The organism is Pectobacterium araliae (assembly GCF_037076465.1).
In the GTDB taxonomy this organism is placed as follows: Bacteria; Pseudomonadota; Gammaproteobacteria; order Enterobacterales; family Enterobacteriaceae; genus Pectobacterium; species Pectobacterium araliae.
The window spans coordinates 3,540,156-3,559,103 of sequence record NZ_AP028908.1 but is presented as its reverse complement, the minus strand read 5'-3'; the positions used below and the strand labels follow the sequence as shown (position 1 = coordinate 3,559,103).

Sequence of the window (18,948 nt, the reverse complement as noted above, 5' to 3'; positions counted from 1 at the left end):
TACCTCCATCGTCTTTAAACCTAAACTCTCAGGTTCAGCATGACAACTAATTATATTTTTGTGACCGGCGGGGTCGTTTCCTCTCTGGGTAAAGGCATTGCCGCAGCCTCTCTGGCGGCTATTCTTGAAGCCCGTGGCCTCAACGTTACCATCATGAAACTGGACCCGTACATCAACGTGGATCCGGGCACGATGAGCCCGACGCAGCACGGTGAAGTGTTTGTCACCGAAGACGGTGCCGAAACCGATCTGGACTTGGGTCACTACGAGCGGTTCATCCGCACCAAAATGTCGCGCCGCAATAACTTCACCACTGGCCGTATTTACTCTGATGTCTTGCGCAAAGAGCGCCGTGGCGACTATCTGGGTGCGACCATTCAGGTGATCCCGCATATCACCAACGCGATTAAAGAACGCATCATTGAAGGTGGCGAAGGCCACGATGTCGTTCTGGTCGAAATCGGCGGTACCGTCGGCGATATCGAATCTTTACCGTTCCTTGAAGCGATTCGGCAGATGGCAGTGCAAGTGGGTCGCGAACACACGCTGTTTATGCACCTGACGCTGGTGCCGTATCTGGCGGCGGCGGGTGAAGTGAAAACTAAGCCAACACAGCACTCCGTTAAAGAACTGCTTTCTATCGGTATTCAGCCTGACGTGCTGATTTGCCGTTCTGACCGCACCGTGCCTGCCAACGAGCGTGCAAAAATTGCTTTATTCTGTAATGTGCCGGAAAAAGCAGTAATATCCCTTAAAGACATTGATTCGATTTATAAAATCCCGTCGCTATTGAAATCACAGGGGCTGGACGATTATATTTGTAAACGATTCAGCTTGAACTGTCCCGAAGCCAACCTGTCAGAATGGGAACAGGTTGTGTATGAAGAAGCCAATCCGGGCGGTGAAGTGACTATCGGTATGGTCGGCAAATATGTTGCGCTGCCGGATGCCTACAAATCCGTTATTGAAGCCCTGAAACACGGCGGGTTGAAGAACCGTCTGACGGTAAATATCAAGCTAATCGACTCACAGGACGTTGAAACCCGTGGTGTTGAAGTATTGAAAGATTTAGACGCGATTCTGATTCCGGGCGGTTTTGGCTATCGCGGCGTCGAAGGGAAAATCATGTCGGCGAATTACGCCCGTGAGAATAATATCCCTTATCTGGGCATTTGCCTGGGGATGCAGGTCGCATTAATGGAATTTGCCCGTAACGTTGCTGGGATGGAAGGGGCAAACTCAACGGAGTTTGTGCCAGACTGTAAGTACCCTGTGGTTGCGTTGATCACGGAATGGCGTGATGAGAACGGTAATGTTGAAGTCCGTGATGAAGCCAGCGATCTGGGCGGCACCATGCGCGTTGGCGGGCAGCAATGCCATCTGACCGAAGGCAGTCTGGTGCGTCAGATGTACGGTGAGCAGACGATTATCGAACGTCACCGTCACCGTTATGAAGTTAACAACATGCTGTTGAAACAGATTGAAGCGGCGGGATTACGGGTTGCTGGTCTTTCCGCCGACCGCAAACTGGTGGAGATTGTCGAGTTACCCGATCATCCTTGGTTCGTTGCCTGTCAATTCCACCCGGAATTCACATCGACACCGCGAGATGGACATCCCCTGTTTGCCGGCTTTGTCAAAGCCGCTGGCGCATACCAGAAGCGTCAGGTGAAGTAAGAGTTATATCAGCAACGCGCGATCGCTATCGCGCGTTGTTCGTCTAGGGTTTTAGTTCTATCTAAAGTTTTAGTTTAACTTGTACTGAGGAAAATCTAATGTCCAAAATTGTTAAAGTCATCGGCCGTGAAATCATCGACTCACGCGGAAACCCAACTGTTGAAGCTGAAGTTCATCTGGAAGGTGGTTTTGTAGGTCTGGCTGCTGCGCCATCAGGAGCTTCTACTGGCTCTCGCGAAGCGCTGGAACTGCGTGACGGTGACAAATCCCGTTTTCTGGGCAAAGGCGTAACGAAAGCTGTTGCTGCGGTTAACGGCCCGATTGCTCAGGCTGTACTGGGTAAAGACGCGAAAGATCAGGCGAACATCGACAAGATCATGATCGACCTGGACGGTACTGAGAACAAATCCAAGTTTGGTGCTAACGCCATTCTGGCCGTTTCTCTGGCTGCGGCTAAAGCAGCAGCAGCGTCAAAAGGCCTGCCACTGTATGCCCACATCGCTGAACTGAACGGCACCCCAGGCAAATACTCTATGCCACTGCCAATGATGAACATCATCAACGGCGGCGAGCACGCGGATAACAACGTTGATATCCAAGAGTTCATGATTCAGCCTGTTGGCGCGAAAACGCTGAAAGAAGCCATCCGTATGGGTTCTGAAGTGTTCCACACTCTGGCGAAAGTTCTGAAATCCAAAGGTATGGGGACTGCTGTTGGTGACGAAGGTGGCTATGCGCCAAACCTGGGTTCCAACGCCGAAGCGCTGGCTGTTATCGCAGAAGCGGTAACAGCAGCAGGCTACGAGCTGGGCAAAGACATCACGCTGGCGATGGACTGCGCAGCATCTGAATTCTACAAAGACGGTAAATACGTTCTGGCTGGCGAAGGCAACAAAGCGTTCACCTCTGAAGAATTCACCCACTTCCTGGAAGATCTGACCAAACAGTACCCAATCGTCTCTATCGAAGACGGTCTGGACGAATCTGATTGGGCTGGCTTCGCTTACCAGACCAAAGTTCTGGGCGACAAAATCCAGCTGGTTGGTGACGATCTGTTCGTAACCAACACCAAGATCCTGAAAGAAGGTATCGATAAAGGCATCGCTAACTCTATCCTGATCAAATTCAACCAGATCGGTTCTCTGACCGAAACGCTGGCTGCAATTAAAATGGCGAAAGATGCAGGCTACACGGCGGTTATCTCTCACCGTTCAGGTGAGACTGAAGATGCCACCATCGCTGACCTGGCAGTCGGTACAGCAGCAGGCCAGATCAAAACGGGTTCTATGAGCCGTTCTGACCGTGTTGCTAAATACAACCAGCTGATCCGTATCGAAGAAGCACTGGGTGACTCTGCGCCGTTCAACGGCCTGAAAGAAGTTAAAGGTCAGTAATTACGTCTTGAGCGTAATCCGGTAGCCGAGAAGGCAGCCTGATACGTATCAATGTGATTAACGATAAAAATCCAGAAGCGCGAAAGCGTTTCTGGATTTTTTTATCGCCATCCTTCCTGCCGTTGCGCCGCAACGCGCTTATCGCTCATCTCTTCCTTTCGTTGAATAGCGGATGCTCCCTTTGAGGTATCAGCTATACACCTCGTTTTTATATTTTAATTTTTTAAATTCAACGTTTTATAAAATAAATCTCTCTATCGCTCGCCTTATTTTCTTCCTGTCATGTCTGTATAGTATGTAGCGATATATAAAAAATTACATATCGATAATTGACATGATATTGACCAACAGGGACATAGCAGATGAAAGCCCCAAAAAAAATAATAGAAAAAAAGCACCGTGGTTATTACCAGCATTAATGGTGGTTGTTCCACCGGTACTGAGCGCTGAACCTGCAACGAGCAATGTCAGCGAGAAGGCAAAAGCGGCTGACGTGATGATCGTCAAGGCAGAACATAGTGAGGCGAATGTGAATCTGGCTGGCGCAGGTATGGCGACCAATGATGTGGAAATCGGGCCGTTGGGTAAACGTTCAAGACTGGACACGCCGTATTCGACCACGACCGTGACGGAAGCCATGATTGCTAATCAGCAGGCGAAAAACGTTAACGACCTCCTGAAATACAGCGCATCCAGCCAAATGCAAGCGCGGGGCGGCATTGATGTAGGTCGTCCGCAAAGTCGCGGTATGCAAGGCGACGTGCTGGCGAACAGTCGGTTGGATGGGCTAAACATTATTTCCACCACTGCCTTTCCGGTGGAAATGCTGGAGCGACTGGATGTCATTAACAGCCTGACTGGCGCATTGTACGGACCCGCCAGCCCGTCTGGCCAATTTAACTTCACACAAAAAAGACCCACGGCGCAGACGTTGAACCGCTTTACCGTGGGCTATTCCGGTAAAGGTGCCGCGATGGGGCATGCCGATCTTGGTGGGCATCTGGGGGACGAAAACCAGTTCGGTTACCGCATCAACTTGCTGCACGATGAAGGCGAAGGGAGTATCAGCAACAGCACCCTGAGACGACAGCTAGCCAGCGTGGCATTTGACTGGAATATTTCTCCCGATACGGTGTTGGAAGTGAACGCCAGCGAGTATCGCTTCAGGAAAATGGGCTATGCCGGTGGGTTTTCCTATGGGCCGACGATTCAGTTACCCAGCGCACCGGATGTGACGAAACAGGGATACGGGCAGAGTTTTGCCGGTCTCGATCTCATCACCAAAACAGCCAGCACCCGTTTGAAACACTACTTCAATAATAACTGGTATGCCTCGGGTGGGGTGGGCTATCAAACCGCCGATCGCGGTATGCGCTCGCTGAGCAATGCGATTCAAAAGGACGGAACGGTTACCTCTAAATTGACCCAGCCATACTCTGCGGGGCGCTTTAAGGTATTGAGCAATACGCTGCAACTGAATGGCCATATTGATACTGCCGGGCCTTCTCATGACGTCGTCTTTAGCACCACGGGTTATCAGTGGACGAACTATGCGGCGCTGGGGAATCCGAAGCCCTATACGTTAGGTTCCAGTGCATTTGATGCTCCACGTCCTTATGCTGACCCTAGCGACGGACGCTTTTATGTGGGTTCTGGTCGCTATAAGTCGTCGCGCACCAGTCAGCAGGCTATCACGGCTGGCGATACCATCACGTTCAACGATCGCTGGTCGGCGATGGGGGTGGTGAGCCAAAGTTGGATCACCTCACGCAGCTTTGGCGCTGATGGTGAAGTGACTCGCGATACGGGTACCAGCCCGACGGTGTCGCTGATGTACAAACCTTTACCTAACGTGATGACCTATGTCGCTTATGCCGATTCGCTGGAGCAGGGCGGTACCGCGCCAACAGATGACTATGTGGTGAATAAAGGGCAGACGCTCAAGCCTTACCGCAGTACCCAGTATGAAGCGGGGGTGAAATCTCAGTGGGATGGGCTGAACCTGAACGCGGCCCTTTTCCGTTTGGAACGCCCCTTCGCGTATGTCGCATCAGATAACATATTCAAAGAGCAGGGTAATCAGGTTAACACCGGTCTGGAGTTGATGGCGGATGGTGAAGTGCTTTCCGGTTTGCACCTCTATGGCAGCATGACGCTGCTGGATCCGAAGCTGAAAGATACCGCATTAGCGGCAACGCGTGATAAACGGGTGGTTGGAGTGCCGAAGTTTCAGGCCAACCTGCTGACGGAATATAGCCATCCATCAGCGCCTAATCTGGTCTATATCGCGAACCTCCACTACACCGGTAAACGTGCCGCCAATGATACCAATACTGTCTGGGCGGATAGCTATGTGACGCTGGATTTGGGCACGCGCTACGGCTTCAAGCTGTACGATAAGCCAGCAGCATTTCGTGTGGCACTTAATAACGTCACCAATGAACGCTACTGGGCATCTGTTTTCCCCGGCAGCACGGATGGCATTAACGGCGGTGCCAACGCTTTTGTCGGTGAACCGCGTGAAATCCGCGCTTCTCTGACCGTTGACTGGTGAGTGTGATGCGGAAACGTTACCTTGCCACGCGATACCATGAGTTTCTGCTCAATGCGTTAGTGCTGTTGGCGGTGAGTTTATCCGGTGTGCATCTGGTTCAGGCGGAAACGCCTAAACCACCGCAGCGGACGATTCACTATTACGGCGATCGTACTGTAACGGTGCCCGAAACGGTTGAGCGCGTTGCTACCTCGTGGAATGCGCAAAATTCGATACTGGCTATGCTGGGCTATGGCGATCGTATTGTCGGGACGACCAAACTCGTGCGCGATATGCCACTGTTCCGCCAGTTTGTGCCGTCCATTACGCAGGCTTCGCTGGTCGCTCATAGCGGAAACATGGGAATTAACACGGAAGCGTTGATTTCTCGCCGCGCTCAGGTCTTTTTCGTGTCGGACAGCGTGTCGGTTGCTGAGGCCGAGGCGCTGAGTAAGGCGGGGATCGCTATTGTGCCGCTCCGCTATAACTCACTGGCTGCGATGGTAGAACGCACGCTGATTACCGGTGAGATTCTGGGGCCGGACGCATCGCGTCGGGCACAGGATTTTGCCGCCTACTATCAGGATAACGTCAGGCGAGTGACGGAGGTGATCCAGAACATTCCGTCACAGCAGCGTGTAAAGGTCTACCATGCGGTTGGCGATCCGTTAACCACATCGGGACGCCCTTCACTGAATCAGGATTGGATGGATTTGGGTGGTGCGATCAACGTGGCTGAGCCGTGGTTTAGCCGTTCTGGTGTCACTACCGCGCCCGTTTCGCTTGAGCAAATTTTTCAGGCCGAACCTGATGTGATTATTACGATGCGGGCTGGGGATGCGAAGGCGATTCGTCAGGATGCGCAGTGGCAGCAGCTACGGGCGGTAAAACAGGGGCGCGTCTATGCGAATCCGCTGGGCATGTTCTGGTGGTGTCGGGAAACGTCGGAGCAGGCGCTGCAATTTCTTTGGTTGGCAAAAACGCTGTACCCGCAGCAGATGCAGCACATTGATATGGCAAAAGAGACGCATGACTTCTATCAGCGCTTTTATGGCTTCGATTTAACCGCGCAGCAGGTAAATACTATTTTGTCTCCCCCTGAATGAGATCGATTGCTTCAGAGTAGGGCCGCATCACTAGGCTGATGCGACCCTGTTTTTTTTAGACACAGACGAATGAGGGGATAGCGCCGATTACCCTTTGAGTGCGGCGATAATCTCGTTCTCTGTCAAAAAATGCTGTTTTTCAAGACATAATGAGGCGTAGCTCGTAGCCTGTTCCGCCTTTTTTCTTTCTCGTTCCTCACTTTTCATCCTGTGATCGCTATAAACGAACTGTTGGTTTTGTTCAGTTAAAATGGCTTTTTATAAAATCTTTGAAGCGGATCGCACTAATCTTCCCCGTGCTGCCAGCGTGGGCGGCGTGGTGGCAAAAGCGCAAAGGTTTTCACGATCGCCGGGCGCTACCGTATCAGCGTGACACCTTCATAACTAAAATGTTCGGGGAAGGATAGCGATGAAAACGCGTAAGATCGGTTTGGCTAACTATTTAGCCTACGGTTCAGGGGACTTTCTTGGTGCGGGTACTACCGCGCTGACGGCCGCTTGGTTACTCTATTTTTATACCACGTTCTGTGGCTTAACGCCGATTGAGGCCACTTTCATTTTTGCGATGGCGCGCGTGCTCGATGCCGTCGTTAGCCCGCTGATGGGCTTCCTGACCGATAACTTCGGTTCAACCTGGCTCGGCAAACGCTTTGGCCGCCGTAAATTCTTTATTTTGCTCGGTATTCCCTTCGTGTTCAGCTACAGCTTCATGTGGGTGGGGGATATGAGCTACTGGTACTATTTGTTGACCTACTTGCTGTTTGATGTCGTGTACACCATGGTGCTGGTGCCGTATGAAACGCTGGTGCCGGAAATGACCGACGATTTCAAACAGAAAACCAAGTTCTCCGGCGCACGTATCGCGTTAGCGCAGCTTTCTGCCATTTTGGCCGCGTTTCTACCGGGTATTCTGCTGGGCTACTTTGGCAAAGACAATGCGGTGTCCTTCTTCTATTCGAGTCTGGTGTTCTCCGTTATCTGTGCGCTGGTGCTGACGTTGGTCTATTTCTTTACCTGGGAACGGCCACGCGATCAGATGTCGGAAGCGTCGCTGCGGGCGGAGAAGGAGCGTCAGTCTCTGACGTTAGGCCAAAGCCTGAAACGGCTGAACGTTGAGCTGGTTTCCACGCTGCGTATTCGCATTTTCCGCCAGCATCTCGGTATGTATCTGGGTGGGTATATCGCGCAGGATGTGTTCAATGCCGTGTTCACTTACTACGTGGTCTTTGTGCTGATGCAAAGCCCGACGATGGCGTCGAACCTGATGGGCACCATGGCGATTCTGCAATTCATCGCGGTTATCGGCATGATCCCGCTGTGTATTCGCTTTGGGCCTGCGCCGTCTTACCGTCTGGTTGTGTGCTTATTTGGCCTGAGTGCACTCTCCTACGCTGTCCTGTGGTACAGCGGCCTGCATGACACCTTCTCTCTATTACTGTTGATCTCTGCACTGGCGGGTATCGGGCGCGGCGGGATCAACTACGTACCGTGGAACACCTACACTTACATCGCGGATGTGGATGAAGTGATCACCGCGCAGCGTCGTGAAGGGATCTTCGCTGGGATTATGACGCTGACCCGTAAAGCCTCTCAGGCGGGTGCGGTGATGCTGGTGGGGATTGTGTTGCAACTCTCCGGCTTCGTATCCGGGCAGAGCGTACAGGCGCCGGGCGTTAGCCACACCATTCTGATGATTTTGAGCTTCGGCACCGTGGGCGTGCTGGCACTGGGCTTCCTGGTTTCTCTGCGCTTTAAACTTAACCTGCAAACGCACAGCGTGCTGCGTGAAGAGACGCTGAAAATGCGTGAAGCCGGGCGGCCTGTGCCGGAGAATATTACGCCGCAGGCGCGGGCCACGGTCGAAATGCTGGCGGGTATGCCGTATGAATCGCTGTGGGGCAACAACAATATCGGCTACCTGAACCGTCATAAAGGTGACAAGCCGGTCACGCACGCCACGCAGTCGTAACTGTATTGAACTGTTAACTGATAACTCAATTGGATGAATGACTATGACCGTATTCAGTGTAAAACATAGCCCGCTTTTACGTCAGCCGGAACGCTTCATCTCCCGTGAGGATCTGAAGGCGCTGATTTGCCGTATCACCGACAACCTGGTGAATATCGAGGATAAAACCGGTGAGTTCTTGTTACGGCTGGACGATGGTCGGGTGATTGATACCAAAGGCTGGGCGGGATGGGAGTGGACGCACGGCATCGGGCTGTACGGGATTTATCAGTATTACCAGCAGACAGGTGACGAGCAGATGCGCGCCATCATTGACGACTGGTTTACTGAACGTCTGGCGGAAGGCACACCGACGAAGAACGTGAACACCGTGTGCCCGTTCCTGACGCTGGCTTATCGCTATGAAGAAACGGGCGATGCCCGCTGGCTGCCGTATCTGGAGCGCTGGGCGGAGTGGGTGATGTATGAAATGCCGCGCACGAACAAGCAGGGCTTGCAGCACATTGTTTATAACAACGAAAACCACCAGCAGCTGTGGGACGACACGCTGATGATGAGCGTGTTGCCGCTGGCGAAAATCGGCAAGCTGTTAAACCGGCCGGAGTTTGTAGAAGAAGCCACATATCAGTTCCTGCTGCACGTGCAATATCTGATGGATCGCGAAAGCGGCCTGTGGTTCCACGGCTGGACGTTCGAAGGGCAGCACAACTATGCCAAAGCGCGCTGGGCACGTGGAAACAGCTGGCTGACGATCGTTATTCCTGAATTTATCGAACTACTGGATCTGCCGGAAAACAACGCGACGCGTCGCTTCCTGTTGCAGGTGCTGGAAAGCCAGATTGAAGCATTGGCGAAATATCAGGATGACAGCGGCCTGTGGCACACGCTGATCGACGATCCGAATTCGTACCTTGAAAGCTCGGCAACCGCTGGTTTTGCCTACGGGATCCTGAAAGCGGTACGCAAGCGCTACGTCGACCCGAGCTACGCAGAGGTAGCGGAGAAAGCCATTCGCGGCGTGATTAATCACGTTAATCAGGACGGTGAACTGACGCAGGTATCATTCGGCACCGCGATGGGTAATGATCTGGATTTCTACCGCAATATCGCGTTGACCTCCATGCCGTACGGTCAGGCAATGGCGATTCTGTGTCTGGCGGAATACTTGCGGGTATATTTGTAACGGCTATTGCCCCTATCATGTCTATGACAGGGGCAATTTTCTCGGACAAGTCGATGACACAGAATGTTATGCCAAGGCGACTAACGTGCAGCCATCAGGGCAACCGCAAGTGACGGTGTGCCCTTCGAGTGCGATGGGGTTGCCTGCAATGTTGGCGAGTGTACTGCCTTCGCTAATTATGCCTGTTACCTTGCAGACTGGGCAAAATACGGGGTCTCCTTGACGTGCTATTGCCTGTGTTTGATTGGCTAACGCAGAACCACTAAGCACTTTACCGCCGGTTGTTGTCGTATCACCCACCAGAATGACTTTCTTTCCCTGTATCACCGTCCTCATTGTTGTGCCTCCGGTACATCGTCGGGCGATTCGGCTTCATGATCGAGGTGCCACAGTGTGTCTTCCGTGGGTGAAAGCGAGGGGGCGAGTTCGCCTTGTGCGATAAAACGCTGGGTGCGGGTCTGTGACGGGGTCGTCCAGTAGCCGCTGACCAAGGCCGGGGTGCCGGATTTGAGGGGCGTGATCGATAGTGGCCCCTGATCATAGCGGGCGTACCAGGCTCGGGTTGATTGCTCATCGAACTGGTTGACGCCATAAAAATGCAGGGAGTGGCCTTCCTGCGGTTGAACGCGTATCGGACGGAGCAACTGGTTAACGGCCAGATACTGGGGCGATAAGCCATCGGTCAGCGGAGTCAGATCCGGGTACTGCCCGGCACGGATCAACAGGCCACCGGGATAGGGAGTAATGCTGATGTCCGGGGTTTTAGCCAGTTCTTTACGCACCCAGTCCTCCCCGCCTAATCGGGAGATATAGCGGTTGTGTAACACGGTGATCCAGTTCACGCCGCGGGTGCTATCGGTGTAATGCCTTTTGGCAGCAAAGGCGTTGGCATTGACCTGAAGTGAAGGATAGCGTCTGGCCAGATCGTATTCGAGAGGGCAATAGTCATCATAGTCCTGCGGCAGGTTCAGGCAGTGACCGCAGTCGCCGCTGTCCGGCTCCAGTTGCTGGCACAGGTAGGTGAGCCAGTCGGTAAAACGTGCCATACCCTGTAGGTCTTTGAGGTAAAACCAGGGCAAAACCAGCGTGAGATAAGAGTTCTGTTGATCACCGCCCGCTTCGCGGGAGTCCAGATAGCGCATCAGGCAGTTGGGGGCTTCGCCCATGTTTTTGGCATCGCTGATATCCCAACTGCTTTGGTCGTAGATGCCCTTGTTCAGGATAGCCGCTTCGACTTTGGCGATATTCTCCGGACTGTATTTTTTCATGCCTTTGAACTCGTGGGCATGGAAGCGCAGATGGGTATCGAACTCTTCACGAAAGCGCCGGTAGCAGGCGAGTATCTTGTGGCGTTTTTCCAGGGTGTAGCCCTGTTTAAAATACAGGGTAATAGACAGCCCCAGACGGGTGACGGCCACGTCATGGTTGTCGGTAAAAGTAAAGGCGGGGGCGTGTCGCTCCAGTTGGGCGAGGTAGTCAGGGTGTGGCATGGTCACGCTCATGACTGTGCCTCCGGTACATCGTCGGGCGATTCAGCTTCATGATCGAGGTGCCACAGGGTGTCTTCAGTGGTTGAAAGTGAAGGGGCGAGTTCGCCCTGTGCGATAAAACGCAGCGTGCGGGTCTGTGACGGGGTCGTCCAGTAGCCGCTGACCAAGGCCGGGGTGCCGGATTTGAGGGGCGTGATCGATAGCGGCCCCTGATCATAGCGGGCGTACCAGGCCCGGGTCGATGCCCCATTAAACTGGTTGACGCCATAAAAATGCAGGGAGTGGCCTTCCTGCGGTTGAACGCGTATCGGACGGAGCAACTGGTTAACGGCCAGATACTGGGGCGATAAGCCATCGGTCAGCGGAGTCAGATCCGGGTACTGCCCGGCACGGATCAACAGGCCACCAGGATAGGGAGTAATGCTGATGTCCGGGGTTTTAGCCAGTTCTTTGCGCACCCAGTCCTCCCCGCCTAATCGGGAGATATAGCGGTTGTGTAACACGGTGATCCAGTTCACGCCGCGGGTACTGTTGTTGTAGTGAATAGACGCAGCGAAGACGTTGGCATTGACCTGAAGCGGGGGATAACGTCTGGCTAGCGCATATTCGATAGGGCAGACGTCATCATAATCTTGCGGCAGATTCAGGCAGTGGCCGCAGTCGCCGCTGTCCGGCTCCAGTTGCTGGCACAGGTAGGTTAACCAGTCGGTAAAACGCGCCATGCCATGTGTATCTTTGAGGTAAAACCAGGGCAGCACCAGGCTGAGATAAGAGTTTTGTTGATTGCCTCCCGCTTCACGAGAGTCCAGGTAGTGCATCATGACATTGGGGGCTTCATCCTTATTTTTGGCATCGCTGATATCCCAGCCGCCGTAGTCGTAAATGCCCTTGTTGAGGATAGCCGCTTCGACTTTGGCGATATTCTCCGGGCTGTATTTTTTCATGCTTTTGAACTCGTGGGCATGGAAGCGCAGGTGGGAACCGAACTCGTCACGAAAGCGCCGGAAGCAGGCGAGTATTTTCTGGCGTTTTTCCAGGGTGTAGCCCTGTTTAAAGAACAGGGTGATCGATAGCCCCAGACGGGTAACCACCACGTCATTGTTATCGGTAAAGGTAAACTCGGGGGCGTGTCGCTCCAGTTGGGCGAGGTAGTCAGGGTGTGGCATAGCGACTCCGATTGATGAATAGTGTGATTACTGGGCAATGGTCAGAGTACCGCCGCCAACGGCGGCCAGTGAAGCGAACAGCGCGGCTACGGCGGCCCCGCCAGCGGCAATTGCGGCGGCGATAGCCACGACCAGTAGCACCAGTGCAGCGGCTACGGCCAGCGTCACGATAACCGTCACCAGGATATCGCCAGCCTTAATGAGTAACTGTACCGTGCCGTCGCCGATATCATGCAGTATCTGTACCCAGTCGATTTGTTGTAGGTAGTCCAGCGTGATATCCATATCTGCCAGTGTGGTTTGCCAGAGCGCCTGAAGCTGTGCTGATGTCCAGGTGATGACTTCACTGGTCTTGTCGCTGAGCCAACTAAGGGTGTAGCTGGCCTGTTGGGTAAAAGAGTCAATCATTTCCTGACACCGCCAACTGCCTTTTTCCTTTACCCAGGCTCCAAAGGGACGAAAGGCTTCCCGGGTGCTGTCGCGGACGAACTCCCAGCCTTGCTCTGCCAGACTGGATACTTCATCACCGAGCCGCAACCAGTCTTCTACCGAGGGCAGGTACGCCCAGGGTGTGGTGCTTAACAGGGGCAGGTTTTGGGACAATGGTTGCGGTATGGAACCAGGAATGCCTTCGGCGGGCGGCAGGGGAAGCGCAGCGGGTTGGGCAGTCTCCTGTTCGCTCACTATCGGTGGCAGCACATAGCGCGCGGCACTCGGTCGGGTGGCGGCATTGTACTGTTTGTCATACGCTTTTTGTTTCTCGGTACGGTTGTCTTCGATACGCATCACGCCAAACCGATCATCGGTTGCGATTAAGGTATAGTCTCTACGCTGTCCCTTCGATAGTGAGTCATTAGGAAATTTAACTTCGATCAGCATCTTCAGGTTATCGCGGTGGGCCTGACCATCAAAATAGGTGGCACCGCGCCCTGGCCAGCGGCGATTCGGGTCGTTGACCAGAATAATATCCGGGCGGCGCATCCCTTCGATGTTATGTTTTATCCAGTTTTCAGACGACGGTCTGGCAAAGGGATTGCTGGATTGTGGCAGGTTATCACCGTAGGCTTCTTTCGAGGCTTCACGGCTGGTCAGCATCGGCAGGGGGACGGGATAGGCGATGGCAAAGACTACTTCCGCCTTGTAGTCCCACAGATAGTCGGCTTTGCGCTCTTCAATACGGATCAGCCCGCTCATCACCACCTGGTTTAAAAAACGCAGCAGGCCGACTTTGGTGACGATACGCTGCGGTAAACGCAGGGCAAGCTCGGCTTTTTGCGCCAGATAGCACGGGTCAGCATCGGCAGGAAAGCGACCTTGCTCCATGGTGCAGGTAATGGAGGTGACGGCGGGGCATAGGGTGCCAGGGTTGCTCATGGTGTTACTCCTTGAATGTTTCAGGCGTTATTCCGGTAACGTCATCGTGTAAGGGTATTGCTCACAATAATCCCTTTTTCTCCTCTATAACGGGATCTCATGGCTGTGCCTCCGGTACATCGCCGGGCGATTCGGCTTCATGATCGAGGTGCCACAGGGTGTCTTCCGTGGGTGAAAGTGAAGGGGCGAGTTCGCCCTGTGCGATAAAACGCTGGGTGCGGGTCTGTGACGGGGTCGTCCAGTAGCCGCTGACCAAGGCCGGGGTGCTGGATTTGAGGGGCGTGATCGATAGCGGCCCCTGATCATAGCGGGCGTACCAGGCTCGGGTTGATTGTTCATCGAACTGGTTGACGCCGTAGGAATGCAGGGAATGGCCTTCCTGCGGTTGAACGCGTATCGGGCGGAGCAACTGGTTAACGGTCAGATACTGGGGCGATAAGCCATCGGTCAGCGGGGTCAGATCCGGGTAGTGTCCGGCACGGATCAACAGGCCGCCGGGATAGGGGGTAACGCTGATGTCCGGGGTTTTGGCCAGTTCTTTGCGCACCCAGTCTTCGCCGCCCAACCGGGTGATATAGCGGTTGTGTAATACGGTGATCCAGTTCACGCCGCGGGTGCTATCGTTATAGTGTATGCAAGTAGTATGTACCGCAGAATTTACCTGCAAAGCCGGATAGCGTCTGGCTAACTCATATTCAATGGAAAAATAGTCGTGATAGTCCCTCGGCAAATTCAGGCAGTGGCCGCAGTCGCCGCTGTCCGGCTCCAGTTGCTGGCACAGGTAGGTTAACCAGTCGGTAAAGCGTGTCATGCCCTGTGCGTCTTTGAGGTAAAACCAGGGCAGCACCAGGCTGAGATAAGAGTTCTTTTTATCACCGCCCGCTTCTCGGGAATCCAGATAACGCATCAGGAAATTAGGGGCTTCGCTCATATTCTTGGCATCGCTGACGTACCAGCCGCCGTAGTCGTAAATGCCCTTGTTGAGGATAGCGGCTTCGACTTTGGCAATGTTCTCCGGGCTGTATTTCTTCATTCCTTTGAACTCGTGGGCATGGAAGCGCAGGTGGGAACCGAACTCTTCACGAAATCGCCGGAAGCAGGCGAGTATTTTCTGGCGTTTTTCCAGGGTGTAGCCCTGTTTAAAGAACAGGGTGATCGACAGTCCCAGGCGAGTAACGACCACGTCATTGTTATCGGTAAAGGTAAACTCGGGGGCGTGTCGCTCCAGTTGGGCGAGGTAGTCAGGGTGTGGCATGGTCACGCTCATGGCTGTGCTTCCGGTACATCGTCGGGCGATTCGGCTTCATGATCGAGGTGCCACAGGGTGTCTTCCGTGGGTGAAAGCGAGGGAGCGAGTTCGCCTTGTGCGATAAAACGCTGGGTGCGGGTCTGTGACGGGGTCGTCCAATAGCCGCTGACCAAGGCCGGGGTGCCGGATTTGAGGGGCGTGATCGATAGCGGCCCCTGATCATAGCGGGCGTACCAGGCTCGGGTTGATTGTTCATCGAACTGGTTGACGCCGTAGGAATGCAGGGAATGGCCTTCCTGTGGTTGAACGCGGATCGGGCGGAGCAACTGGTTAACGGCCAGATACTGGGGCGATAAGCCATCGGTCAGCGGGGTCAGATCCGGGTAGTGTCCGGCACGGATCAACAGGCCGCCGGGATAGGGGGTAATGCTGATGTCCGGGGTCTGGGAAAGCGTGCGCCGCACCCAGTCTTCGCCGCCCAACCGAGTGATATAGCGGGTACTTAACACGGTGATCCAGTTCACGCCGCGGGTACTGTTGGTGTACTGCATAGCGTCAGCAAAGGCGTTAGCATTGACCTGGAGCGGGGGATAACGCCTGGCCAGCGCATATTCAATAGGGCAGACGTCATCAAAATCTTGCGGCAGATTCAGGCAGTGGCCGCAGTCGCCGCTGTCCGGCTCCAGTTGCTGGCACAGGTAGGTGAGCCAGTCGGTAAAGCGTGCCATGCCCTGTGCTTCTTTGAGGTAAAACCAGGGCAGAGCTAGGTTGAAGTAAGAGTTCTTTTTATCACCACCCGCTTCGCGGGAATCCAGGTAGCGTATCAGACAATTAGGGGCTTCATCCTTATTTTTGGCATCGCTGATATCCCAGCCGCCGTAGTCGTAAATGCCCTTGTTGAGGATAGCCGCTTCGACTTTGGCGATATTCTCCGGGCTGTATTTTTTCATGCCTTTGAACTCGTGGGCATGAAAGCGCAGGTGGGAACCGAACTCGTCACGAAAGCGTCGGTAGCAGGCGAGTATTTTCTGGCGTTTTTCCAGGGTATAGCCCTGTTTAAAGAACAGGGTGATCGACAGTCCCAGACGGGTAACGACCACGTCATTGTTATCGGTAAAGGTAAACTCAGGGGCGTGTCGCTCCAGTTGGGCGAGGTAGTCAGGGTGTGGCATAGCGACTCCGATTGATGAATAGTGTGATTACTGGGCAATGGCCAGAGAACCGCCGCCAACGGCGGCCAGTGAAGCGAACAGCGCGGCTACGGCGGCCCCGCCAGCGGCAATTGCGGCGGCGATAGCCACGACCAGTAGCACCAGTGCGGCGGCTACGGCCAGCATCACGATAACCGTCACCAGGATATCGCCAGCCTTAATGAGTAACTGTACCGTGCCGTCGCCGATATCGTGCAGTATCTGCACCCAGTCGATTTGTTGTAGGTAGTCCAGCGTGATATCCATATCTGCCAGTGTGGTTTGCCATAACGCCTGAAGCTGTGCTGATGTCCAGGTGATGACTTCGCTGGTCTTGTCGCTGAGCCAACTAAGGGTATAGCTGGCCTGTTGGGTAAAAGAGTCAATCATTTCCTGACACCGCCAACTGCCTTTTTCATTTACCCAGGCTCCAAAGGGACGAAAGGCTTCCCGGGTGCTGTCGCGAACGAACTCCCAGCCTTGCTCTGCCAGACTGGACACTTCATCACCGAAACGGAGCCAGTCCTCTACCGAGGGCCTGTACGCCCAAGGCGTGGTACTTAACAAGGGCAGGTTTTGGGACAACGGCTGAGGTATGGAACCAGGAGTGCCTTCGGCGGGCGGCAGGGGAAGCACTGCGGGGTGGGCAGTCTCCTGTTCACTCACTATCGGCGGCAGTACATAGCGTGCGGCACTTGGCCGGGTGGCGGCATTGTACTGTTTGTCATACGCTTTTTGCTTCTCGGTGCGGTTGTCTTCGATACGCATCACGCCAAACCGAGCATTTGTTGCGATCAGGATATAATCTGTACGCTGCCCAATTGATAGAGTATCCCCTGGAAATTTAACTTCGATCAGCATCTTCAGGTTATCGCGGTGGGCCTGACCATCAAAATAGGTGGCACCGCGCCCCGGCCAGCGACGGCTCGGGTCGTTGACCAGAATAATATCCGGGCGGCGCATTCCTTCGATGTTATGTTTTACCCAATATTCAGAGGATGGTCTGGCAAAAGGACTGCTGGATTGTGGCAGGTTATCGCCGTAGGCTTCTTTCGAGGCTTTACTGGTGGCGAGCATTGGGAGGGGGACTGGATAGGCGATGGCAAAGACCACTTCCGCCTTGTAGTCCCACAGATAGTCGGCTTTGCGCTCTTCAATACGGATCAGCCCGCTCATCACCACCTGGTTTAAAAAACGCAGCAGGCCGACTTTGGTGACGATGCGCTGTGGCAGGCGCAAAGCAATCTCGGCTTTTTGCGCCAGATAGCACGGGTCAGCATCGGCAGGAAAGCGACCTTGCTCCATGGTGCAGGTAATGGAGGTGACGGCGGGGCATAGGGTGCCAAGGTCGCTCATGGTGTTACTCCTTGAATGTTTCGCTCGTTATTCCGGTAACGTCATCGTATAAGAGCATTGCCCACAAGAATCCCTTTTTCTCCTCTATCACGGGCTCTCATTACTGTGCCTCCGGTACATCGCCGGGCGATTCGGCTTCATGATCGAGATGCCATAGGGTGTCTTCCGTGGGTGAAAGCGAGGGAGCGAGTTCGCCTTGTGCGATAAAACGCAGCGTGCGGGTCTGTGACGGGGTCGTCCAGTAGCCGCTGACCAAGGCCGGGGTGCCGGATTTGAGGGGCGTGATCGATAGCGGCCCCTGATCATAGCGGGCGTACCAGGCCCGGGTCGATGCCCCATTAAACTGGTTGACGCCATAAAAATGCAGGGAGTGGCCTTCCTGCGGTTGAACGCGGATCGGGCGGAGCAACTGGTTAACGGCCAGATACTGGGGCGATAAGCCGTCGGTTAGCGGGGTGAGGTCTGGGTACTGTCCGGCACGGATCAACAGGCCACCGGGATAGGGGGTAACGCTTATGTCCGGGGGTTTGGCCAGTTCTTTGCGCACCCAGTCTTCGCCGCCCAACCGGGTGATATAGCGGTTGTGTAATACGGTGATCCAGTTCACGCCACGGGTACTGTTGTTGTAGTGTCTTTTGGTAGCAAAGGCGTTGGCGTTGACCTGTAACGGCGGGTAGCGTCTGGCCAGAGAATATTCGATAGGACAGGCGTCATCATAATCTTGCAGTAGATTCAGGCAGTGGCCGCAGTCGCCGCTGTCCGGCTCCAGTTGCTGGCACAGGTAGGTTAACCAGTCGGTAAAGCGTGCCATACCCTGTAGGTCTTTGAGGTAAAACCAGGGCAGAACCAGGCTGAGATACGTATTTTCATCATCATCGTCATCACCTGAATCGATATAGCGCATCAGGCAATTGGGAGCTTCACTCATATTTTTGGCATCACTGACATACCAGCCGCCGTAGTCGTAGATGCCCTTGTTCAGGATAGCCGCTTCGACTTTGGTGATATTTTCTGGGCTGTATTTTTTCATGCCTTTGAACTCGTGGGCATGGAAGCGCAGATGGGTGCCGAACTCGTCACGAAAGCGCCGGTAGCAGGCGAGTATTTTCTGGCGTTTTTCCAGGGTATAGCCCTGTTTAAAGAACAGGGTGATCGATAGCCCCAGGCGAGTAACGACCACGTCATTGTTATCGGTAAAGGTAAACTCGGGGGCGTGTCGCTCCAGTTGGGCGAGGTAGTCAGGGTGTGGCATAGCGGCTCC

At 54.1% G+C, this 18,948-nt stretch carries 14 protein-coding genes; 6 read left to right on the top strand and 8 right to left on the bottom strand.

From position 1 onward, the window contains the following. Positions 1-39 precede the first annotated feature (39 nt). From pyrG to AACH44_RS16115, 6 genes are all read left to right on the top strand, one after another. A complete protein-coding gene (gene pyrG, locus AACH44_RS16140; RefSeq protein ID WP_205551570.1) occupies positions 40-1,677 on the top strand; it encodes a glutamine hydrolyzing CTP synthase in 1,638 nt (545 codons plus the stop codon). A gap of 98 nt (positions 1,678-1,775) precedes the next feature. Further along, entirely contained in the window at positions 1,776-3,071 is a 1,296-nt protein-coding gene (gene eno, locus AACH44_RS16135) for a phosphopyruvate hydratase (protein WP_261846928.1), read from the top strand. A gap of 418 nt (positions 3,072-3,489) precedes the next feature. Further along, positions 3,490-5,625, top strand: a complete 2,136-nt coding sequence (locus AACH44_RS16130) for a TonB-dependent siderophore receptor (RefSeq protein WP_338659326.1) — start codon at positions 3,490-3,492, stop codon at positions 5,623-5,625. Positions 5,626-5,630: 5 nt separating this feature from the next. Then, positions 5,631-6,710 (top strand): ABC transporter substrate-binding protein, encoded by a 1,080-nt coding sequence (locus AACH44_RS16125; protein ID WP_261846926.1) that lies wholly within the window; start codon positions 5,631-5,633, stop codon positions 6,708-6,710. A gap of 409 nt (positions 6,711-7,119) precedes the next feature. Further along, positions 7,120-8,679 carry an MFS transporter gene (locus AACH44_RS16120; RefSeq protein WP_261846925.1) on the top strand — a complete coding sequence of 520 codons (1,560 nt, stop codon included), beginning with the start codon at positions 7,120-7,122 and terminating at the stop codon, positions 8,677-8,679. Positions 8,680-8,722: 43 nt separating this feature from the next. Next, on the top strand, positions 8,723-9,862 hold the full coding sequence (locus AACH44_RS16115; protein ID WP_261846924.1) for a glycoside hydrolase family 88/105 protein: 1,140 nt from the start codon (positions 8,723-8,725) through the stop codon (positions 9,860-9,862). 66 nt (positions 9,863-9,928) lie between these two features. On the opposite strand, the gene AACH44_RS16110 is transcribed toward AACH44_RS16115, so the two are convergent. The 8 genes from AACH44_RS16110 to AACH44_RS16075 form a co-directional block, all read right to left on the bottom strand. Beyond that, the gene (locus AACH44_RS16110) at positions 9,929-10,198 is read right to left on the bottom strand and encodes a PAAR domain-containing protein (protein WP_261846923.1); all 270 of its coding nucleotides are present in this window, start codon (positions 10,196-10,198) and stop codon (positions 9,929-9,931) included. Beyond that, positions 10,195-11,352: a DUF3396 domain-containing protein gene (locus AACH44_RS16105; RefSeq protein WP_261847107.1), complete on the bottom strand. Its 1,158-nt coding sequence runs from the start codon at positions 11,350-11,352 to the stop codon at positions 10,195-10,197. The genes AACH44_RS16110 and AACH44_RS16105 overlap by 4 nt, the downstream gene beginning before the upstream one ends. A gap of 8 nt (positions 11,353-11,360) precedes the next feature. Then, positions 11,361-12,518, bottom strand: coding sequence for a DUF3396 domain-containing protein (locus AACH44_RS16100; protein WP_261846922.1), 1,158 nt, complete (start codon positions 12,516-12,518; stop codon positions 11,361-11,363). Positions 12,519-12,545: 27 nt separating this feature from the next. Then, positions 12,546-13,892, bottom strand: a complete 1,347-nt coding sequence (locus tag AACH44_RS16095) for a VRR-NUC domain-containing protein (protein WP_261846921.1) — start codon at positions 13,890-13,892, stop codon at positions 12,546-12,548. A 97-nt stretch (positions 13,893-13,989) separates the two neighbouring features. After that, positions 13,990-15,147 carry a DUF3396 domain-containing protein gene (locus AACH44_RS16090; protein WP_261847106.1) on the bottom strand — a complete coding sequence of 386 codons (1,158 nt, stop codon included), beginning with the start codon at positions 15,145-15,147 and terminating at the stop codon, positions 13,990-13,992. An 8-nt stretch (positions 15,148-15,155) separates the two neighbouring features. Continuing rightward, a complete protein-coding gene (locus tag AACH44_RS16085) occupies positions 15,156-16,313 on the bottom strand; it encodes a DUF3396 domain-containing protein (protein ID WP_261846920.1) in 1,158 nt (385 codons plus the stop codon). A 27-nt stretch (positions 16,314-16,340) separates the two neighbouring features. Next, complete coding sequence (locus tag AACH44_RS16080; RefSeq protein ID WP_261846919.1) at positions 16,341-17,687, bottom strand: VRR-NUC domain-containing protein; 1,347 nt, start codon at positions 17,685-17,687, stop codon at positions 16,341-16,343. 100 nt (positions 17,688-17,787) lie between these two features. Next, positions 17,788-18,939, bottom strand: coding sequence for a DUF3396 domain-containing protein (locus AACH44_RS16075; protein WP_261846918.1), 1,152 nt, complete (start codon positions 18,937-18,939; stop codon positions 17,788-17,790). Positions 18,940-18,948 lie beyond the last annotated feature (9 nt).

What these genes read in the sequence shown, in the direction of transcription:
- AACH44_RS16085 (WP_261846920.1), bottom strand. Translation starts at nt 16,313, where the DNA reads ATGCCACACCCTGACTACCTCGCCCAACTGGAGCGACACGCCCCTGAG.
- eno (WP_261846928.1), top strand. Translation starts at nt 1,776, where the DNA reads ATGTCCAAAATTGTTAAAGTCATCGGCCGTGAAATCATCGACTCACGC.
- AACH44_RS16120 (WP_261846925.1), top strand. Translation starts at nt 7,120, where the DNA reads ATGAAAACGCGTAAGATCGGTTTGGCTAACTATTTAGCCTACGGTTCA.
- AACH44_RS16075 (WP_261846918.1), bottom strand. Translation starts at nt 18,939, where the DNA reads ATGCCACACCCTGACTACCTCGCCCAACTGGAGCGACACGCCCCCGAG.
- AACH44_RS16080 (WP_261846919.1), bottom strand. Translation starts at nt 17,687, where the DNA reads ATGAGCGACCTTGGCACCCTATGCCCCGCCGTCACCTCCATTACCTGC.
- AACH44_RS16110 (WP_261846923.1), bottom strand. Translation starts at nt 10,198, where the DNA reads ATGAGGACGGTGATACAGGGAAAGAAAGTCATTCTGGTGGGTGATACG.
- AACH44_RS16105 (WP_261847107.1), bottom strand. Translation starts at nt 11,352, where the DNA reads ATGCCACACCCTGACTACCTCGCCCAACTGGAGCGACACGCCCCCGCC.
- AACH44_RS16095 (WP_261846921.1), bottom strand. Translation starts at nt 13,892, where the DNA reads ATGAGCAACCCTGGCACCCTATGCCCCGCCGTCACCTCCATTACCTGC.
- AACH44_RS16130 (WP_338659326.1), top strand. Translation starts at nt 3,490, where the DNA reads ATGGTGGTTGTTCCACCGGTACTGAGCGCTGAACCTGCAACGAGCAAT.
- pyrG (WP_205551570.1), top strand. Translation starts at nt 40, where the DNA reads ATGACAACTAATTATATTTTTGTGACCGGCGGGGTCGTTTCCTCTCTG.
- AACH44_RS16115 (WP_261846924.1), top strand. Translation starts at nt 8,723, where the DNA reads ATGACCGTATTCAGTGTAAAACATAGCCCGCTTTTACGTCAGCCGGAA.
- AACH44_RS16125 (WP_261846926.1), top strand. Translation starts at nt 5,631, where the DNA reads ATGCGGAAACGTTACCTTGCCACGCGATACCATGAGTTTCTGCTCAAT.
- AACH44_RS16100 (WP_261846922.1), bottom strand. Translation starts at nt 12,518, where the DNA reads ATGCCACACCCTGACTACCTCGCCCAACTGGAGCGACACGCCCCCGAG.
- AACH44_RS16090 (WP_261847106.1), bottom strand. Translation starts at nt 15,147, where the DNA reads ATGCCACACCCTGACTACCTCGCCCAACTGGAGCGACACGCCCCCGAG.